1 protein-coding gene is annotated in these 1,520 nt (G+C 44.9%); it reads right to left on the bottom strand.

The genetic code is table 11. The annotated features are described in order from the left end of the window. Window positions 1–582: 582 nt before the first annotated feature. Window positions 583–1,104 carry a hypothetical protein gene (locus tag LI015_RS27885; protein WP_156703875.1) on the bottom strand — a complete coding sequence of 174 codons (522 nt, stop codon included), beginning with the start codon at window positions 1,102–1,104 and terminating at the stop codon, window positions 583–585. Between the last annotated feature and the right edge of the window lie 416 nt (window positions 1,105–1,520).

The following is a 1,520-nucleotide window of genomic DNA, read 5'->3' on the forward strand; positions in this document are numbered from 1 at the left end:
CCCCCGTCCTCGCCGGAAGGCAGAAGGGCAGGGAGCCTGCCCCTGCAGGTAATAGGATATGGGATGCATAGACTGTCAAGGGACGCTCCTTATCCTCCTCCCTGCGGTCGTGCGGTACCGCTTAAGCCCTTGACAGTCGCTAAGGGTATTCCAGATAGCCTAAGGGTCTAAAAATGGATTCTGGGGCATTCTGGTGCGTTTAGGGGGCTGTTTATAGGATTGTTGCTTCCTGAGGTGCACTACAGGGGGGAGGATTTCCCCTTGTTTTTCCTTGATTGCTCCCCGAAGGGGCTTAACGCAGTGGTGCCCGCAGCATAGCGGAGGGCAGGCCGGGAGCAGCGGGAACCCATGGGGCGGCGGGCTGGCCCGGCCAACGGATGGGAGCTGTATTCCTCATGATTCGCATTTTTCGACATTTTTCGACAGAAAATGATGGAGAAGTCCGGGCATTGTACTTGCTAAAATTTCTCTACCCCTCAGCCCTTATGAATCAAGGCTTCACAGGCATTTCTTCACCGTCACGATAATAGGCTAAGCATAGCTTAAACTATGCTTAGCCTAAAGATACTGGAGATATTAAAGTTAATTTTCCGTGCCGGTTTTTAAATACATTTGTCCATCTGGGCCTGTTTCATACTCAATATTAGCTTTAAACGTTCTTCCCATAATTTCGTCATAATTGATTTCAAGGCGAAGTCTGCTGATATCTTGCCAATCACCTTTGCCAAAAATATATGGATTAAAACGGTACATGCTGCGGTCTACTCTAAAAAGTATTTTCCCTGCAAGAAGTTTTTGTAAAGCGTTATCAAGAGAGGATACTCTTTTCCATCCCATTTCATTGCAAATGGCTTGTTTTATGCGAGGAACCAATGTAACGCACATCCCATCTTCATCGCCAGCATATGATATGCGTTTAAGCAAACAAGCTGTGACGGATGCGTATTGTTTAGGGATATCTGCAAAATACATAATGTCTTGTAAATATAGTTTTATGTAGGCTGGTTCATCGCCCCATGATAGCACTTTATTGGCTTTCTTACTGATTATTTCTCCTTTCTCATTAAGTTCCTTGGATTCAATAGATTGATTGATTCTAGGCATGCCTTCCTCCTTTGTCATCATTGTTTTAAGTAGTAATTCTACTCAATTATAAAGTAGCTATTTAAAAAAGTCAATTCTTTTATCCTACTCTAAAAATAAGTAGTTTGATACATCTAAACAGAGTAGTTTATATAATTCAAACAGAGGGCGTTTCTACTCTAAACAGAGTAGTTTCAAAAAACGCTGAAAAGCTTGATATATAAGGTCAAAATGGCATTTTTTGCATAAAAAAGTTCTCTGTAGTCTTATATGGCCTTTTTTTACCTTGCTGAAGGTATGCCTCCGGCGGTCCAGGGCGTTGCCCCGGAACCCTACCAGGGACCAGCCCCTGGACCCAGATAAGGGGGCCAGCCCCCTGTGACCCCCGTCCTCGCCGGAAGGCAGAAGGGCAGGGAGCCTGCCCCTGCAGGTAATAG

The sequence above is a fragment of the Enterocloster sp. 210928-DFI.2.20 genome, assembly GCF_020554465.1.
Taxonomy (GTDB): domain Bacteria; phylum Bacillota; class Clostridia; order Lachnospirales; family Lachnospiraceae; genus Enterocloster; species Enterocloster bolteae.

What these genes read in the sequence shown, in the direction of transcription:
- LI015_RS27885 (WP_156703875.1), bottom strand. Translation starts at nt 1,104, where the DNA reads ATGCCTAGAATCAATCAATCTATTGAATCCAAGGAACTTAATGAGAAA.